This is a genomic window from Brevibacillus sp. BC25 (assembly GCF_000282075.1).
In the GTDB taxonomy this organism is placed as follows: Bacteria; Bacillota; Bacilli; order Brevibacillales; family Brevibacillaceae; genus Brevibacillus.
Genome location: NZ_AKIX01000028.1, coordinates 308,753 through 323,509, shown reverse-complemented (window position 1 = coordinate 323,509; position 14,757 = coordinate 308,753). Strand labels below are relative to the sequence as shown.

The 14,757-nt window shown below is 39.5% G+C and carries 20 protein-coding genes and 3 pseudogenes; 19 read left to right on the top strand and 4 right to left on the bottom strand.

The window, feature by feature from the left end:
- The first annotated feature begins 39 nt into the window (after positions 1–39).
- The 6 genes from PMI05_RS07915 (at position 40) to PMI05_RS31020 (ending at position 3,037) form a co-directional block, all read left to right on the top strand.
- Positions 40–816: a nucleotidyltransferase domain-containing protein gene (locus PMI05_RS07915; protein ID WP_007719684.1), complete on the top strand. Its 777-nt coding sequence runs from the start codon at positions 40–42 to the stop codon at positions 814–816.
- Positions 817–859: 43 nt separating this feature from the next.
- The gene (locus PMI05_RS07910; RefSeq protein WP_007719682.1) at positions 860–1,414 is read left to right on the top strand and encodes an NADAR family protein; all 555 of its coding nucleotides are present in this window, start codon (positions 860–862) and stop codon (positions 1,412–1,414) included.
- Positions 1,411–1,740 carry a low molecular weight protein tyrosine phosphatase family protein gene (locus PMI05_RS07905; protein WP_007719680.1) on the top strand — a complete coding sequence of 110 codons (330 nt, stop codon included), beginning with the start codon at positions 1,411–1,413 and terminating at the stop codon, positions 1,738–1,740. The genes PMI05_RS07910 and PMI05_RS07905 overlap by 4 nt, the downstream gene beginning before the upstream one ends.
- Before the next feature lie 104 nt (positions 1,741–1,844).
- Complete coding sequence (locus PMI05_RS07900; protein WP_007719678.1) at positions 1,845–2,036, top strand: hypothetical protein; 192 nt, start codon at positions 1,845–1,847, stop codon at positions 2,034–2,036.
- A 207-nt stretch (positions 2,037–2,243) separates the two neighbouring features.
- Positions 2,244–2,789 (top strand): RNA 2'-phosphotransferase, encoded by a 546-nt coding sequence (locus PMI05_RS07895; RefSeq protein WP_007719674.1) that lies wholly within the window; start codon positions 2,244–2,246, stop codon positions 2,787–2,789.
- A 101-nt stretch (positions 2,790–2,890) separates the two neighbouring features.
- A complete protein-coding gene (locus tag PMI05_RS31020) occupies positions 2,891–3,037 on the top strand; it encodes a hypothetical protein (protein ID WP_007719672.1) in 147 nt (48 codons plus the stop codon).
- Between the two features lie 233 nt (positions 3,038–3,270).
- On the opposite strand, the gene PMI05_RS07890 is transcribed toward PMI05_RS31020, so the two are convergent.
- Positions 3,271–3,579 (bottom strand): hypothetical protein, encoded by a 309-nt coding sequence (locus tag PMI05_RS07890; RefSeq protein ID WP_007719670.1) that lies wholly within the window; start codon positions 3,577–3,579, stop codon positions 3,271–3,273.
- A gap of 340 nt (positions 3,580–3,919) precedes the next feature.
- Between PMI05_RS07890 and PMI05_RS07885 the strand changes: the two are divergent.
- From PMI05_RS07885 to PMI05_RS31770, 11 genes and pseudogenes are all read left to right on the top strand, one after another.
- Positions 3,920–4,579, top strand: a pseudogene (locus PMI05_RS07885) (magnesium chelatase domain-containing protein); the annotation flags it as partial.
- Between the two features lie 541 nt (positions 4,580–5,120).
- Positions 5,121–5,291, top strand: a complete 171-nt coding sequence (locus tag PMI05_RS30690) for a hypothetical protein (RefSeq protein WP_007719666.1) — start codon at positions 5,121–5,123, stop codon at positions 5,289–5,291.
- Between the two features lie 39 nt (positions 5,292–5,330).
- Positions 5,331–5,528: a hypothetical protein gene (locus PMI05_RS07880; protein ID WP_007719665.1), complete on the top strand. Its 198-nt coding sequence runs from the start codon at positions 5,331–5,333 to the stop codon at positions 5,526–5,528.
- Positions 5,529–5,811: 283 nt separating this feature from the next.
- The gene (locus PMI05_RS07875) at positions 5,812–6,639 is read left to right on the top strand and encodes a polymorphic toxin type 44 domain-containing protein (RefSeq protein WP_007719664.1); all 828 of its coding nucleotides are present in this window, start codon (positions 5,812–5,814) and stop codon (positions 6,637–6,639) included.
- 27 nt (positions 6,640–6,666) lie between these two features.
- A complete protein-coding gene (locus tag PMI05_RS30870) occupies positions 6,667–7,017 on the top strand; it encodes a DUF5412 family protein (protein ID WP_007719663.1) in 351 nt (116 codons plus the stop codon).
- 192 nt (positions 7,018–7,209) lie between these two features.
- On the top strand, positions 7,210–7,728 hold the full coding sequence (locus PMI05_RS07865) for a hypothetical protein (RefSeq protein ID WP_007719662.1): 519 nt from the start codon (positions 7,210–7,212) through the stop codon (positions 7,726–7,728).
- 497 nt (positions 7,729–8,225) lie between these two features.
- The gene (locus tag PMI05_RS07855; RefSeq protein WP_007719658.1) at positions 8,226–8,420 is read left to right on the top strand and encodes a hypothetical protein; all 195 of its coding nucleotides are present in this window, start codon (positions 8,226–8,228) and stop codon (positions 8,418–8,420) included.
- Positions 8,420–8,557 carry an XkdX family protein gene (locus PMI05_RS07850; protein WP_007719656.1) on the top strand — a complete coding sequence of 46 codons (138 nt, stop codon included), beginning with the start codon at positions 8,420–8,422 and terminating at the stop codon, positions 8,555–8,557. The genes PMI05_RS07855 and PMI05_RS07850 overlap by 1 nt, the downstream gene beginning before the upstream one ends.
- Positions 8,558–8,712: 155 nt before the next feature.
- Positions 8,713–9,003, top strand: coding sequence for a hypothetical protein (locus PMI05_RS07845; RefSeq protein WP_007719654.1), 291 nt, complete (start codon positions 8,713–8,715; stop codon positions 9,001–9,003).
- Positions 9,004–9,007: 4 nt separating this feature from the next.
- Complete coding sequence (locus tag PMI05_RS07840) at positions 9,008–9,607, top strand: M23 family metallopeptidase (protein WP_007719652.1); 600 nt, start codon at positions 9,008–9,010, stop codon at positions 9,605–9,607.
- 199 nt (positions 9,608–9,806) lie between these two features.
- Positions 9,807–9,953, top strand: a pseudogene (locus PMI05_RS31770) (hypothetical protein); the annotation flags it as partial.
- Positions 9,954–9,996: 43 nt separating this feature from the next.
- Here the strand turns inward: PMI05_RS31770 and PMI05_RS07835 are convergent.
- Together PMI05_RS07835 and PMI05_RS07830 are read right to left on the bottom strand one after the other, a co-directional pair.
- Positions 9,997–10,716 (bottom strand): hypothetical protein, encoded by a 720-nt coding sequence (locus tag PMI05_RS07835; RefSeq protein ID WP_007719650.1) that lies wholly within the window; start codon positions 10,714–10,716, stop codon positions 9,997–9,999.
- Positions 10,717–10,767: 51 nt separating this feature from the next.
- Positions 10,768–11,397, bottom strand: coding sequence for a matrixin family metalloprotease (locus PMI05_RS07830; protein WP_007719648.1), 630 nt, complete (start codon positions 11,395–11,397; stop codon positions 10,768–10,770).
- Between the two features lie 449 nt (positions 11,398–11,846).
- On the opposite strand from PMI05_RS07830, the gene PMI05_RS07825 reads away from it, so the two are divergent.
- Both PMI05_RS07825 and PMI05_RS29855 read left to right on the top strand, forming a co-directional pair.
- Positions 11,847–12,275, top strand: a complete 429-nt coding sequence (locus PMI05_RS07825; protein WP_007719646.1) for a ComEC/Rec2 family competence protein — start codon at positions 11,847–11,849, stop codon at positions 12,273–12,275.
- A 426-nt stretch (positions 12,276–12,701) separates the two neighbouring features.
- A pseudogene (locus PMI05_RS29855) lies at positions 12,702–13,127 on the top strand (ATP-binding protein); the annotation flags it as partial.
- On the opposite strand, the gene PMI05_RS07820 reads toward PMI05_RS29855, so the two are convergent.
- Positions 13,069–14,709, bottom strand: a complete 1,641-nt coding sequence (locus PMI05_RS07820; protein WP_007719638.1) for a recombinase family protein — start codon at positions 14,707–14,709, stop codon at positions 13,069–13,071. The pseudogene PMI05_RS29855 and the gene PMI05_RS07820 overlap by 59 nt on opposite strands.
- Positions 14,710–14,757 lie beyond the last annotated feature (48 nt).

Genomic DNA, 14,757 nt, shown 5'->3' with positions numbered 1-14,757 from the left:
AAGGAAACCCTGTTATTTGTTGTGGAGGAGGAATGACTCTTGAGAGAGATCATCTTGGAAAAGTTAAAAGAAATCGAGCAAGCGCGTGACTTAAAAGTATTGTTCGCCGTTGAATCAGGAAGCCGGGCATGGGGATTTCCATCCAAAGATAGCGATTATGATGTGCGTTTTGTCTATGTGAAGAAACCAGAATGGTATTTGTCCATTGACGACAAACGGGATGTTGTAGAAGTACCGATCAATGACCTTTTAGATATAAACGGCTGGGATATTCGAAAAGCGCTTAAGCTATTTCGAAAATCGAATCCGCCCCTACAAGAATGGCTTGTGTCAGACATTGTTTATCTCGATACACTTGGCTTTCGAGATGAGCTGGAAAGGTTGCAAGGGGAAGTATTTTCACCAAAGGCTTCCTTGCATCATTACCTCAGTATGGCAAAAGGGAATTTTCGGGACTATCTGCAAGGGGAGCAAGTCAAAATCAAAAAATACTTTTATGTGTTACGCCCGATTCTCGCATGCATCTGGATCGAAATGTATCATACGAATCCCCCCATTGGATTTAATCAGTTAGTTGCAGAGCTGATAACCGATTCTACGTTAAAAGGTAAAATTTCTGAGCTGCTCCAAAGAAAAATAGCTGGGGATGAGTTGAACTTGGAGCCAAGGATCGAAGAGCTTCACCATTTTATTAAGGAACAAATTGAGCGTCTGACTGCACTGACTAGCCAATATACAAATGATCTGGCGGACCCAACAGACAAGCTGGATGAGATATTTCGGAAGTATTTACAGAAGGCGTGGATCGTCAGTTAGTCATGATGGAAACGTTACGATAGATAGGGAGGTACAAATATTCATGCAGGATCATATCCGAAAACATATACAGCAACCTCTCGAAATTCACTTCGATCAACCAGACAACCCTTACGGCTGCTTCTCCAATTTCTCCGGTCATCCAATAGAGTTGGAAGGAGAGCTATGGACAACCTCGGAACACTATCTGCAAGCAAACAAAGTCTCAGGGACTATCCTTGAAAAAGACATTATGCGCAAGGCATTACAAGCAAAAGTAGAACAGTACCCTGTCATTCGCGAAATCCTACTCTCTACTGGGGATGCAGCCTTAATCGATCGTACGAGTAGCGATTCAAATATACTAGGAAGATTGTGGATGGAAGTACGTGAAAGCTTAGATGGGTATCAACCGCATTTCTATTTGCCGCCGTGGATTGTGTTTCCAGAAGAGCATCCTTATAGTTTGTTTTGGCGGATGGGATTTGGTGAGGACTATGTCATGCATTATTGGCCATGGCTAGAGGAAATGAGCGAGGATGCCAAGAAAGAGTATGACGCTTATTTTCCGGTACCAGAGGAATGGCAGTTTGAAGATTTGGATGAGGAGGAAGAATGAAGCTACTGTTCATTTGCAGCAGGAATAAATGGAGGAGCTTGACTGCAGAAAAGATTTTTCATGGAATCAATGACTATGAAGTAAGATCAGCAGGTACTGAAACTGGGGCGCGTATCAAAGTAACAAGTGGTCTTATAGGCTGGGCTGATCTCATTTTTTGTATGGAGAAAAAACATGTAAGGCGGTTACAAGAAAAGTTTGGCTCAGAACTGATGGATAAAAGGATCATTTGCTTGGGCATCCCTGATGAATACATATACATGGATGAGGAACTGATCGAGATATTAAAATCGAGTGTTTTCGCATATATAGAGATTCCGGATTAAGCAGTTATTACCCGTTGTCGATGTATACCGGATTATTATGTATAATGGGGATGATATGGCTCGATCGCACTATCCATACTTATCGTAAAGCGAGGACTTTCACCATGAAGAAAAAACTTGTACTGGTTCTAGATGTTGAAGTAGCAGACAAAGCTGATATGCAGCAACTGGCCGATTCTATGTCCACAGCAATTCAATCCGTGGAAGGAATTGCTTTGCAAGACCTGGTTATGTTTGATAACGATGAAAACAATGCTGACAAGCTAATTGCTAACATAAAAAAAGAAATGTCCTAAAGAGGAGAGCAGTCCTGTGTTTTTCGTTTATGTTCTGGCTTACCTGATCGTTGCTCTCCTTTATGGATTTTGGACGATGAAAAGCCAACAACTCTGGGTTCGACTAACAGGAAATTTCATCGTTCACCTATTTATTGCTGCAATAGTGAGTCTCGGTTACTTTTTTGCGTAAAGAAGTGGCTATGACCTGTAATGGGAGATGAGTGTATGGATTATCAAAAATTGAGTAAAGAACTGTCCTATGCGCTTCGTCATGCCCCCCATGAATTTGAGCTTGAGTTAGATGAACAAGGATGGGTACCTATCAAGCAATTGCTTTTGTCACTTCATGAACAGCGCAAGTGGCGAGCAGTTACCGAAGAAGATTTACATACGATGATTGCGTTATCAGAAAAAAAGCGTCATGAGATCAATCAAGGCAAAATTCGCGCCCTCTATGGACATTCTGTGCCGCAAAAGATTCAAAAGGAAGAAAAAGAACCGCCTGCGTATCTTTTTCATGGCACGCCGCAAAAATTCCTCGATTCTATTTTGGCTAGCGGGCTTGTTCCAAAAGGAAGGCAGTATGTGCATCTGTCTGAAGACGTCCAAACAGCACAGCAGGTTGGAAAAAGACGAGACGATCATCCCGTACTTTTGCGAATCGATGCGAGGCAAGCTTGGCAAGATGGTGTGAGGTTTTACCATGGAAATGAGCTCGTTTGGTTAGCAGATCACGTACAAAAAGAATACATCACCGTCTATCAGAAGTAGCTCGATTTGCTCAAGGAGAAACAACACAGCATGAGAAAAGACTCGCATTCGATCGCGGGTCTTTTTTATATCAACGTTAATCGTAAGGAGGTAAAAGCGGCATGGAATTGTTGTTTGCTTTTCTACTGTTGGCAGGACTTTTTGCAATCTACGACGCGATTCGGAAGATGAACCAGAACATCGTAACACAAGTGGATCAAAACCAGCGAATCATTGAACTACTGAATGAATTGAAGAGAAAGCAGTGAGGTTAAGGGTGACTCAGCACGAGGGCGCAGTTGTCACGATAGGCGTGGAGTGGAGTAAGCAGTTTATTACGTATTCTACATGATGATCGATGAGTGGAAAATCACTAATTAGGAGTAAACTGTAATTACATCCATCTGGCACGGTGTCGTCCCCATCGTATTCAAATGGTTTCAGCAATAATACCCGTTCTAAATCATTGGATAAAGTGATGCGGTCCAGTCCACCTTCGTTTTTACGCTTTTTCATAAAGATAAAGAATACCGTCGTCGATCGACCAACTACGCAATGAATGCCTCCAATCGCTTGTTGGCGAGGGTAAGTATTTTTCGAGGTCATTTACGATTTTTTCCCAATCCAGATCACTATCACTAATCTCAATGGACTCACCGTATACCAAGTCAAAAACGAGGTACCCCATTTCGTACTCAATGCAATCGATCTTATAGTAAGAGACACTGTATACTTCGTCCCAGTCTATCTGAACAGGTTCAGCATGTTCGTAGTGGATAGAAATTTGATGGCTATCAACAGTAAAAATCAAAGAGAACCAACTCCTTACCTGTTTATTTGCAGTATACCTGTTGGAGTGAAAGTTTTCCATAAATGTATGGGGGAGTGGCAGGTGCTTGGGGGAGTGTAGACCCTTTGAGTCAACTGCCTAGCAAAATCAGAGAAGGGGGTATGGTAGATAAGCGAAAACTTGAAACTACTTCTATGCGATCAAAACAGGAATAGATAAATAAAAATCCAGATGAGAGGATCCCATTGTCGGATGAGCAATATCGTCTGGTTTGGGGTAAATTTTATAAGAGCCACAAGCTCCAATTTACTTGCCCACCCCCTCTATCTTTTCCTACCCTATAACCAGAGGGGGAGAGAACATGTACGCATGCAGTTATTCAGGCACGGTGCTCGGCATAGATGGAATGGTCGTCACTGTAGAAACAGATATAGCCAATGGCTTGCCCCAATTCGATTTGGTCGGACTGGGCGGTTCAGCAGTAAAAGAAGCGAGAGATCGTGTTCGTGCTGCCTTGCGCAACGCAGGCTATGATTACCCAATGCAGCGGATCACCGCTAACCTAGCACCAGCAGACCAGCGCAAGGAAGGCTCAGGCTTCGACCTTGCTATTGCGTTTGGAATTTTACTAGCCTCGAAGCAAATGCTCCCTAGACCAGAGAGAATCCTTGTTCTTGGAGAGTTGGCATTAGACGGTTCTCTTCGCCCTGTAACGGGTGTACTCCCCATTTTGCTAGAAACTAAAAATGCAGGATTTACCCACGTGATTCTCCCCGAACAAAATGCAGCGGAAGCAAGGCTTGTCGACATTACCGTATTGCCTGCGAGCAATCTGGAAGAGGCCGTGAACTACTGGAAAGAGGGACTTCATAGTAAAGACTCCGACTTGAATTTTCCCGGAACACAAACAGGCAAAACCAATGCCAACCAGCTGCCTCCCGACTTTGCCAATGTTTACGGACAGCAATTTGTAAAACGTGGCTTGGAGATCGCTGCAGCTGGATTTCATAATGTGATTGTTAACTGAAACAAAGTCCAGTAAATGCCAAAGGACATAAGCAAACCTATTGCTTGTGTCTTTTTGTATTTATTTGAGCGGATAAATAGTCACATTAGCACACTAGTGAGTAGAAATTGTAGATCTATAGTATTGAAACAAGGGTGGTAACTATAGTGTTTACAACAGTAGTGAATCAAAAAAACTGGGAATATTTGGTATAATTGACATGTGGGAATTTTGAAAAATACACAGGTGATTTGTCTTATAAAAAGATAAAGAAAGACAATCCTGATGTGGACTAAGATGATATTGATGAAATTTACAACTAAGAAGCTGGAATGCTGTAGGGCAAACAGAGTACACTTTTACTTTTACAGATCATGATATAGAGGAACTGGGTTCGATTATTTATCCAATTCAACATAGACTTGAAAGAATTGCAAAGAAGAGAAATAACGCCATTGGCATACGAAAAATGATTGAACGAGCAGACTGAATGAAAGAAAGAAAGAAAGAAAGAAAGAAAGAAAGCATAGTTCTATGGGAAGGAGAGTGTTAGAAAATGGAACCTCAGAAAAACGAACCAACTTACAATGATTTGAAAATTGCTCTCGAAGCAGTTGGTATGGTTGCAATTGGAAAGTTAAAGGAGAGTAGTAATGAACGAGCATTTACCACGATTGCAGGTATTGTCATGCATGCTTTAAAAGGGTCTGAAACGAAAACACAATGAATGTCTGATTTTATATAAAAAATTTAAGGAGGGATCATTGTGAGAGGATTATCATTTAAAACAAGTCCGTTTCATTCAACATGGGAGTTCATAAAAGAAATACATAATTTAGAGTCTAAGGGGATATTAGTTGAAGAGTGTCTTTCTCCTACATATTGGGAATTTACTGTGAAAGACGAAACAAAGATCCCCAAATGGCTGCGTGATGAGATTTCTAAACAAAACACAATATCTTAATAAAACCGTTGTTTAATAGATAAATGGAAATAGGCAATTTCTATTTATAGAGTATGCGAAATTAACTGAATAGCTGGGAAAGCACAGTAAAGAAGCAACAATTGCAATTATACATGCATCGCACAAGATGAAGAATAAGATTATAGCAAGTAAAAGAAATAAGTTCTTCAATTAATTTTATTTTTATAATATTTAAAAAACAATATAATTATTTACATATTGTAAATGTAATGGTAATTTATAATAGAAATACCAATATAGTACATTTTGAAAGGGTGTTATAATGAAGAAGTTAGTCAGCACAACATTCGCACTAGCCATGCTTTTTAGCGGTTTCTCTCAAGTTAATGCCGCTGAAGCAACAGTCCCAGTAATTAACAATGTAACAGATTTACACAAGTACACTATTGACAATTTCAAAGATGAACTGAAACTAAACTCAAACGGCACTTTGGATGTTTCAATGGTGAATTTTGAAGGATTTGACCCAAATTTGGTGAATGATTACAAAGAAGTTGTTGACTCTGTAAATGAAGAAGTGGACAATGGTATTGTAAAATTCACAATAGATTTTGAAGTGATTCCAACTACAGAAGAGGAACTCATTACGCTGGTTGATGGTTCTGAGTTTGAATCGTCTAGCGATTTTACTACTTTGGCAGACCCAGAAGAACCAAGAGGCTTTAACTTGCAGAATAGGGTAGATGCTAATCTGGCTGATTTACAAAAAGCAGAAAGGGGATTTATGCAGGCTGCAAAATTAAATCCAAACATTAATCCATGGGTTTCTACTGGTGGTTACTTTGCTGCTAAAGTAAGACCGGGTGGGCCTTGGGATTACAAACGTGAAATTGGCTGGAATAATTTAAGAACTTCTGTAATCGACGGAAAAAAACATTACCTTACAGGCGAAGACATTGGTAACATTCACTACGGTTATGTAGGAAGATACCATTTTAGTAAGAATACACTTCTTAGTGCTGCTGGAATGGTACAAGTTCTAGTTGGTACTGCAAGATTGTCTTGGTTTGATACTTACTTTGATGACCCAACTGATCAAGCAGCCATTACAAGAGGTATTAAATGGTACGAAAACGGTACATTTAAATAGTTTCTCCTATTATAAAGGGGAAGTCATATGAAAAAAGTCCTTAAAAGTAAATTGTTCATTTTTGTTATATTGCCGATAGTATTATTACTCTTATTTGTATATCTAGCTTTTTTTTCAACACTTTTCCTTCGACAAGGAGAATTAACCCAACAAATTAATTCTCCTAATAATACATATACTGCAAAAGTATATCGTTTTGGCTCTGAAGGTGGATTGAGAGTCGATGTAAACTCAGGTTTATTTGGCGACAAGTTGATCTACTGGAGTTGGAAAGAAGTAGAAGAAAAAGTTGAATGGGTAGATAATACACATATTAGCATTAATAATAGAGTATTAGATGTAACAACAGAGAGATATGACAAGAGAACAATGGACTAGTGTTTTTAAATGAATATTTAAGATAGGTTGGTAAAATAAAGGGGGGTATTACCCCCCTTTTTTGCTATAAACATCAATGTAAAAATATAAAATAATTGATTTAATGATCTTGTATTATCGTAATAAGAGCTATTATTCTATTTTTCATGATAAACTGGTTCTAAAATTAACCATAGAATGAGGTTGATTAATTTGAACTGGATGGATTCAGATCCGATAATTTCAACGTATTCGACTGATGATTATATTTGGATTAACTTAGGTGTACAAAAGATTGACCCAAAAAAGATAATTGGTTTATCACTTCAATATGAAAAAGTAATTCAAGACGAAAAAATGGTTCATTTAAAGCAGCGAGTTAAAGAGAATGGTTTGAATGATCCATGTCCACAGGATTTAGATTTGGCATTAATACCTTCAGGTAATTACATAGTGACTGCTGGCGGGAATCATCGAGCTGTTCTAGCGAATGAACTAGGGTTAAGTGAAATTGAAGCAAGTGTTGATGCGATTGTACCTAAATTAAGATTTAAAACTGAACAGGTCAATGAAGTTGAAACTATGAGCGAACGAATTAATCAGCTATACGGTCAGGCTAGAGAGCAACGGAATGATCAAACACTTAGATGCAGAATTTATGATGAAATTGATTCATTGGAAGAAGCGAAGAAGAACTTGATGTTAGAAATGTATTATTCCTTGACTAGATAAAAAGCGCATTTTGTTAGAAGACTTTGCCAAAAAGAGCGAAGTCTTTTTTGCTTGCATAAAGAGAACGTATGTATCGTAATAGACTAGAATATACGTTCTTGTCTAGGGGATAGCATGTTTTAATGATTAGTACCTTGTTGTTCTCCTCTCGTAATCACCCGAAACGAGACCCATATCGAATTTATGCTAGAGTACGGAAATCCAGACATTAAAGCAGACTTCACTCTGGACGGAATGCCATTACGTGTCTTAGTGACACTTGAGCGATACTTGCCAGAAGGTTCGTCAATTGAAAGCGTAAAAGTCTGTAATAACTACTTGGATACAGTTCCAACATGGGAAGACTGCACAAATGCCGTCAAGGTCAACCGAGGCTATTTGTTTACCAATAAGAATAAAACGGCTCCCGATTGGGCTATTAATCTATGGTTGACAATCGACAAAGGAACAGCTAAGGAACGTGTACTTGTAAATGGTTATGGGGGTGCGTTCGATTAATGAAGATGCAAAATAAAGAGGCTATTTCGGTGATTAGAGAACAGCAACAAACAAATCCAGTTATGACGATTGGACAGGAGCTCTCCTCACTCAAAACTAGTAATATCCAAAAGGATGCGCTAATCCAAACGATGGGGGAGCAGCTTGCCATGGTTAAGCTTGAGCTAATCCAATTGAGAGGGGGTGGTAACTAATGGCATTCTGGGCACTGGCGTTTAGCATGAAGTGGATTACAGCAGAGAAGTTGCGACTGGCTGTAAAAACAACAGAAAATCCTTTTGGAGAAATCTCTCCCGAGGAATTCAAGCAAATCACAGGTATAGAGTTTTAGGGCATGGTTCATTCCGTGTCCTTTTTATTTTCGTTAAGGAGGTTAAGAAAGTGGATAGTCAAGTAGCAGTATTAACAAATCGAGTGGACAACATAGAGAAGGACATTTCAGCATAAAAAGTTGAGCAAAAGGAAACAAACGAGCGCTTAACCAAAATGATTAGCTCATTGAATGATAATCAAATCAGACAAACGGCGCTCATGGAGAAAATGGAGGAGAGGGCAGAGAAACAGGACATTCAACTGGAGAAGATGAATGCCAAATTGGATAAGGTTAACACGGACATTCAGACAATTAAAAGCGATAAACAAAGCGGATTATCTGTTGTATTAGGGGAGTTTCTAAAAACCAACGGTAAACTGCTTGTAATTTCTTTGATTGTCATTACTGCCAGTATTCTTGGATTGAATGCCAAGGATATTTTAACCCTGATCCAAGGATGCTAGGGGTATGATTCAGGCTATAAAGGAGTATCGAGTAACCAGTCCTTATGGGGATCGTTTAAAAGTGCATAAGCCAGCCTATAAAGGGCAGATGGAGAAGCATACAGGTATCGACTTAGCCCACTCATACCAGTATCCAATTAAAGCATTTGCGGATGGTAAAGTAATTCATTCTAAACTAGCCAAATCAGGCACAGGACTAGGGGGCTATGGGGTAGTCGTATTACTTGAAGATAAGTATGGATTCTATCACATGTATGCTCATTTGGATGACAAAAAAGTTCTACCTGTTCAAGTTGGACAAACAGTAAAACAAGGTCAGGTAATTGGATATATGGGCAATACAGGTAACAGTGTAGGATATCATCTACATTATGAGGTGAGGGGAAAGGGAGCTTCATATGGTCTAGGCAAGGATGTGGAGCCACTAGGCTACCTAAATGATTACTTTAAGAAGGAGCAACCTAAGATGACGAAACAGGATGCAGATACTATCATTGTGTTTTTACAGAAAGAATGGGAGGCGGCAGGAACACAGGTTGAACGGGATGAGTTGCATAGGCTGGCTAATGAATTGAGACGTGTGTCTGGACAAGAAATAAGCTAGGGTAATTTGAAGTGCACCCCCTAAAGTAGACATTTGAACTTTAGGGGGTGCACTTTTATGTTAGCAAAGAAATGGCAGAAGTTTAAACATTACGGTGAAGAGCTTCTTCTCCCATCTCAAATCGGGAGGGTTCTACCTGTATGATATCCGAAGTCTAGACGAGGCACAAAGGTGAATTGAGGAGTGTATTTAATTTTACAATCAAAGTCGGTCACATAGAAAATTAAAAACGCTAACGCCTGTTGAATTCAGGCGTCAGCTATCGACCTACCGGTGGGGGTTATTCTTACTTTCTAAAAATGAGGTATTCATCACAATAAGCAGAAGTTATTTCTTGACGAATTAGGCAGCAAATTTGCTCAAAGGGTATTTATCAATGGAGTGTCAAGCTAGTTATTGACTATACGTTCAACTTCGTTTGTAAGCTCAGAGATATTTTCTCCTGAATAATTTTCTTGCAGGAAAAAAAGATTATTATGTTTATTACCATGTTCTATTACTTCCAATGAAACTTGGGATACAAGGGTGTTCTCGTCATTAATCTTTATTTTTCCTTGAACTGACCCTACTATGTTATAAACGTCATCTTTATCTTCTGTTAAGAAAACAAAATATTTATTTCCTTCTTTCATAGGTATACTTCCTTCAATGCCTACCGATGTTATTCCGGGTTCACCAAGATCATCATTCACTTTAGATCCTCGCTTTCCTGCGAAATATTTGGCCACCTCTCTTTCATCGAATTCCCCTCCAGTTTCCAGTACAGATACTGTATCATCTATCTCTACATCACCTTTATAGACTTTCGTTAATCTTAATTCAGAGACTGTATATACATCTAGTCTTTCATAATTAGCGTTATTTTCTTGAGAAATAACTTCAGCTTCGGCTATGATATCTGCATTTTTAGCTAGACCCTCCACGTCAGTGAATGTCTCGGTAAACATTGCTTCACCAGAAACTATTCTATAATCTGAATCACTGGAATAAAGGAAATTTTGATTTTTTAAGTCGCCTATATAGTAAACAGCAAGTCCTGCAATTGTTATAAAACCAATAGTAGCTAATGCTATTTTTTTTGTGGATTTTAAATTCTTAATGCTAATCATTAGTATTCTCCTTCCAAACACTTGATAAATTGGTGTTGAAATATAAATTAATTAGGGTCCATACAATAGTGCTGCAGCTTTAATAGCATCATCATCGGGATAATAGATTCCCCATTTAGTCCATGGTGTTGAATCCGCATACATCAGGGTATCACTGTGAAAATCAGTATGAGCGATTCCGATGGCATGACCCATCTCATGAGCAATCATAGCTTGGAAAACAAGTTCTTGTTCTCGTGCAATCGGTAAATTATAGGCTTCACTATCTATTTTGTACTTATCGAAATCATTTTGTCTAAGAATTGTTGTAAATTCATACTTTTCATTCCATGGATGGACTTGTCTATTTCCACGAAAAAACATGGTTACTCCAAGTACCCCTTTTTCATAAGTGTATCCAGTGAAGTCCATAATTGAGTAAGCTTTAATACCTGTTAATACCCATTTAACGCCAGTGTTTCCGGTGTTGTTTGTTTCATTCCAATCTGCCACTGCTGATTTAATCAGCATTCCTTGTTGACTATTCTCCTCATCACTCATCCAGTATTTTTGGTTATTAATATGAACATCATACTTATAACCGAAAATATTAAAAGCAAGGGCTTCTTTTTCGAAAATCGTGTTAAGCCCTAAGACTGCTAAGAGGACATAAAAGATTGGTATTAAGTATTTTTTTTTCATAATCTAATTTCTCCCTCATCTAAATTGAACTAATTTTATTTAGGATAACGTGCTGAAGAATGTATTATAGGAACCCCCTTTTTGGTATATTTATCCTAATATTCATATGTTATTATATTTAATCAATTTTGTAAAATGATGTAATATTTTGGATTTTATTGTATATTTCTTGTCGAAAGCTAGAATATGAGCATGTTGAATTGGTAACCGTTTTATTAGTTGTTTCAAAAAGGAGTGATCATGATAAGCTCTACCATCTATGTGAATCAATTTCATAATTGCTTTTCTAAAAAAAGCTTAGGCTGACCCTGCTGTTTAAACTGTCCCCTTTGTAAAGATCACTTCTAAAAAAGCTAGGCAACGTTAAGAAGATGATCTCTGTATTGAACAGTTTTTTGTCCCACTCCTTCATGTTATTGTTAACTCTATTGAAAGGAGTGTGCTTTCCAGTGATACCATCGTTCTATTTCATCGTACCTTGGCACAGCGCAACTGCCTTCCAGCGTCAATTAATCGAAGCTAGCATCCATGCTGTGCTGCGATTGCAATATGGTCAAAATTCATTCCTGTTCACTTCTGACGCTGAAGCAAAGTCTGAGGCTGATATGCTAAAGACTAAGCAGCCAGTTAAAGCAGACGTATTAAAGGTTGGACATCATGGTTCTGATACATCTACAAGTCCATCATTTCTAAAGGCTGTATCTCCTAAATATGCGATCATAAGTGCAGGTAAAGACAATAAGTATGGCCATCCAAATCCAAGCACGATGAAGAAGCTACAGGATTCAAAGATAGCGACATATCGAACTGATTTAAATGGGACTGTTACTGTTACATGTGATGGTAAGACAATAAAAATAGCGACTGCGAGGAAATAAGGGATGGAGAAAAAGGGTGTTGTAGACCGATTTGAAGGGAAATATGCCGTTGTTGAGATTGAAGGGGTGTCAAATTTGACCCTCCCAAGTCGCTATTTGCTGAAATGAACGCTGGAGACGTTTTTATAATCTCTGTTGACATTGACAAAGAAGAAACACGGGATAGGGAAAAGGAAGCACAAAAGTTGGTGGATGAACTGTTTGAATAGGTAAGTAAATGAACCTGTCGATTTAGTCGATGGGTTTTTTTATTTGTTTGAGGTAGTAATGAATGAAAAAAGTGAATGAGGTGAAGTTTTATTAACAATGAAAAAGTTAATAACAAGTCAGACATTAAATTTATTATAAAGACTTCTGAGAATCAGCAGATCATGGTAAATGTTCGAGTCCAATAAGGGAGTTGAGCAGAACGTGCCGATGTCCTATAATCTTTTATTGGTGGGGCCACCAGGTTTAGGGAAAACTCTTTTAGCTACTTGCCTGCCCGGTATCATGCCGAACATGACCATTCATGAATCTTACGAAGTTACGAAAATATACAGTATTGCTGGTCAATTGAAGCGGGAGAGTGGGCTTGTCGAGGAGAGACCTTTTCGTGCCCCGCACCACACGATTACCGCTACCGCACTGATTGGGGGTGGTGCGCAAATCCCGCGTCCCGGAGAGTGTAGCTTGTCTCATGGTGGTATCCTTTTTCTTGATGAGATACCCGAGTTTTCTCGGCATGTATTAGAGGTACTGCGCCAGCCGCTGGAATCAGGGGTTGTTACGATTGGACGATATAAGCAGGTTTTTACCTTCCCCGCTCGATTTCTGTTAATCGGTTCGTGCAATCCTTGTCCGTGTAGATAATATCCTTGGCAAAACAATACTGAACGGTGACTGAAGCGCGAGGGCGTTTTGAACCTTCGCTAGGTGTTGTATGTACCTGAATCCGCTGAACCAATGTCTTCACAATTTCACGTCTTGTTTCGAATGATGGATTATCGTCTAGTTTGTTTCTAAGTGATGTTAGTAATTGAAAAGCATTCATTACCTTAGTAGAATAATCGCGGTCAACTTGCAACGAGGTCCGTATATCTTTTAAGCGCAGCTCGAGGATCTCTTTCTCTTGATTGATTTTTTGGATCTGTTTCTCTAAATCGGTAAAAGTGATGATGCTTTTACGAAAGAGGTCCAGGATACTCTGGCGTTCTACTTCTTTATCATCTATGCTCTTTTGAATAAGTGCTATTTCGGACTCCAAATCGACCTTCTCAGTCTGCTTTACTTCCCTAGCTGCAGCAATCTCCTGAAGGGCTTCCCCTGGCTGATTAATAAATGCCAAGCAATCTCTCCACACAAGATCCTCAATCCAATCTTGCGGCAAATTCTTCGAATTACATTTACCTTGCATCGGGCCCTTATAAGCTTGTTTACCCGTACAAACATAGAACCCTTTTAGTGCGCGTTTACTTCCAGGATAATGAATACCCACATAAGTTAATCCGCAGCACTGACATTTAAGTAAGCTACGCAGCAAATACTGATTCTTGGCGTTACGCATAGCTTCTATCTGATTACTTCGAAGGACTTTCTGTGCTTTTTCCCACGTGTCTACATCAACGATGGCCGGAACTTCACGTTCAATTACATCGCGTTTTCGTGTACTCCGTTTTCCGTAGAAATGTACACCTTTATAAGAGGTATTCGTAATAATCCCACGTACCCTTGAGGGGCGCCAGATACCTGCAGTATTCTCTTTCCGTTTCCCACGAGTAACTTTCCGATCATCCTTGGCGTAAGCAGTAGGGACGCCTAGAGCATTCAAGTAGTCGGAGACTTTAATGCATGAGTGTCCTTGATTAGCGAGCATGTGAAATATCAGCCTAACAACTCCTGCCTCTGTCATATCGGATTGGGGGAGGAGGTCTTCACATATCTCCAGGTAGCCTTCACTATCTACTCGATACCCGTAGGGGACAATGCCTCCAAGCCATTTGCCAGATCGTGCAGCGCGGTTTGCACCGTACCACAGTCGTTCCAGAATGGTCTCACGTTCTAAGTCAGCTACACCTGCCAGAATGGTTAGAAGAAAGCGACCAGATGGGTCACCAGTATCAAATGGCTCCGTCATGGAACGGATTTTTACACCGTCAGTTTCTAGCTCGTGAACGGAATTCAGGATGATTCTGGCGGAACGTCCAAGTCGGTCTAAGCGGTAGATAAGAAGGAGATCGATAATTCCGTTCTTAGCATCTTGTAACAGTTCGCAACCAGCTGGACGAGCTTCTAGTGGTATTGTTCCAGTAACGCCGTCGTCCTTGTACCACTTTACGATTTCTAACTGATGGAGATCCGCATACTTACGAGCAAACTCGAGCTGGTTTTCGATCGTACCACGTTCTGCTTGATCGTCTGAACTAACACGTGCATAAATTCCTAACCGCAACATGATTCCCTCCTATATTAATTTGTCCTTTTGATTTGTTACGAGATGAAT

What these genes read in the sequence shown, in the direction of transcription:
- PMI05_RS30870 (WP_007719663.1), top strand. Translation starts at nt 6,667, where the DNA reads ATGAAAAAAGTCCTTAAAAGTAAATTGTTCATTTTTGTTATATTGCCG.
- PMI05_RS31020 (WP_007719672.1), top strand. Translation starts at nt 2,891, where the DNA reads ATGGAATTGTTGTTTGCTTTTCTACTGTTGGCAGGACTTTTTGCAATC.
- PMI05_RS07875 (WP_007719664.1), top strand. Translation starts at nt 5,812, where the DNA reads ATGAAGAAGTTAGTCAGCACAACATTCGCACTAGCCATGCTTTTTAGC.
- PMI05_RS07845 (WP_007719654.1), top strand. Translation starts at nt 8,713, where the DNA reads ATGATTAGCTCATTGAATGATAATCAAATCAGACAAACGGCGCTCATG.
- PMI05_RS07910 (WP_007719682.1), top strand. Translation starts at nt 860, where the DNA reads ATGCAGGATCATATCCGAAAACATATACAGCAACCTCTCGAAATTCAC.
- PMI05_RS07850 (WP_007719656.1), top strand. Translation starts at nt 8,420, where the DNA reads ATGGCATTCTGGGCACTGGCGTTTAGCATGAAGTGGATTACAGCAGAG.
- PMI05_RS07900 (WP_007719678.1), top strand. Translation starts at nt 1,845, where the DNA reads ATGAAGAAAAAACTTGTACTGGTTCTAGATGTTGAAGTAGCAGACAAA.
- PMI05_RS07905 (WP_007719680.1), top strand. Translation starts at nt 1,411, where the DNA reads ATGAAGCTACTGTTCATTTGCAGCAGGAATAAATGGAGGAGCTTGACT.
- PMI05_RS30690 (WP_007719666.1), top strand. Translation starts at nt 5,121, where the DNA reads ATGGAACCTCAGAAAAACGAACCAACTTACAATGATTTGAAAATTGCT.
- PMI05_RS07855 (WP_007719658.1), top strand. Translation starts at nt 8,226, where the DNA reads ATGAAGATGCAAAATAAAGAGGCTATTTCGGTGATTAGAGAACAGCAA.
- PMI05_RS07835 (WP_007719650.1), bottom strand. Translation starts at nt 10,716, where the DNA reads ATGATTAGCATTAAGAATTTAAAATCCACAAAAAAAATAGCATTAGCT.
- PMI05_RS07830 (WP_007719648.1), bottom strand. Translation starts at nt 11,397, where the DNA reads ATGAAAAAAAAATACTTAATACCAATCTTTTATGTCCTCTTAGCAGTC.
- PMI05_RS07820 (WP_007719638.1), bottom strand. Translation starts at nt 14,709, where the DNA reads ATGTTGCGGTTAGGAATTTATGCACGTGTTAGTTCAGACGATCAAGCA.
- PMI05_RS07895 (WP_007719674.1), top strand. Translation starts at nt 2,244, where the DNA reads ATGGATTATCAAAAATTGAGTAAAGAACTGTCCTATGCGCTTCGTCAT.
- PMI05_RS07840 (WP_007719652.1), top strand. Translation starts at nt 9,008, where the DNA reads ATGATTCAGGCTATAAAGGAGTATCGAGTAACCAGTCCTTATGGGGAT.